Annotated in this window: 2 tRNA genes and 1 rRNA gene; all 3 read right to left on the bottom strand. The window is 43.3% G+C overall.

Features of this window, described 5'->3' with window-relative positions:
- Positions 1 to 416, bottom strand: a 23S ribosomal RNA gene (locus RMZ43_RS35890); the annotation flags it as partial.
- Positions 417 to 614: 198 nt separating this feature from the next.
- Positions 615 to 687, bottom strand: a tRNA-Ala gene (locus RMZ43_RS35885).
- Between the two features lie 91 nt (positions 688 to 778).
- Positions 779 to 852, bottom strand: a tRNA-Ile gene (locus RMZ43_RS35880).
- Positions 853 to 1,075 lie beyond the last annotated feature (223 nt).

The following is a 1,075-nucleotide window of genomic DNA, read 5'->3' as shown; positions in this document are numbered from 1 at the left end:
GGATTCCTCGTGCCCCATGCTACTCGGGATTCAGCTACTATCCTTGAGTTTTCAACTACAGGACTTTCACCTTCTTTGGTGCAGTATTTAGCTGCTTCGTTTAACCGCCAGATTCGATATTGCTGTCCCACTACCCCAAAAGATAAATCTTTTGGTTTAGGCTCTTCCCCTTTCGCTCACCACTACTTAGGGAATCTCTGTTTTGATTTCTCTTCCTCTGGCTACTAAGATGTTTCAATTCGCCAGGTTGGCTCTCTCCTGCCTATATATTCAGCAGGTAGTATTTAGGGTTGCCCCATTCGGAAATCTCCGGCTCAATGTTTGCTTCCAACTCCCCGGAGCATATCGTCGGTAACCACGTCCTTCGTCGCCTCTGTGTGCCTAGGTATCCACCGTTAGCCCTTATTAGCTTGACCACTCAATTCATTTGGTCTTTCACATAATTGCATCCACAAAAACATCTCTAAAGATTCTCTGTGTCTGCCTGCTTTTTTCGCGTTACTATGCAGTTTTCAAGGTTCTGGCTGAGATATAACTCAGCAGTCTGACTCCAAAGTCATGTTGCTGAACTCTCTATATATATATCTACTGTATCAATGGCTTTTCTCCTCAGGTGGAGGTTAGCGGACTCGAACCGCTGACATCCTGCTTGCAAAGCAGGCGCTCTACCAACTGAGCTAAACCCCCAGAATACAATTCAAAATTCAAAATTCAAAATTCAAAAATAATTAACTTCTTACTTTTGACTTTTGACTTTTAACTTTTGACTTGCTTCAGGTGGGCCATCCTGGACTCGAACCAGGGACCTCACCCTTATCAGGGGTGCGCTCTAACCACCTGAGCTAATAGCCCGTAAACGAACCTTCATCATAGTTTGAAAGCGTTCAACAATATTGCAAATATCTGCGACCGACCTAGGTATAGACCAACTTACTACCTATATAGCTGTATGCTTTTCGATATGTAAGGGGTGTAGGTCTCCCTAAAAAGGAGGTGATCCAGCCAAAAAGTTTTTTAGCATTGCCATGAATCTTTTAGCTGAAAATGCCTGGATTGAACAATATGAACAAACATT

Source organism: Nostoc sp. CmiVER01 (assembly GCF_034531135.2).
Taxonomy (GTDB): domain Bacteria; phylum Cyanobacteriota; class Cyanobacteriia; order Cyanobacteriales; family Nostocaceae; genus Nostoc.
Note: the sequence above shows the minus strand (reverse complement) of the source record. Positions and strands in the feature narration are given on the sequence as shown.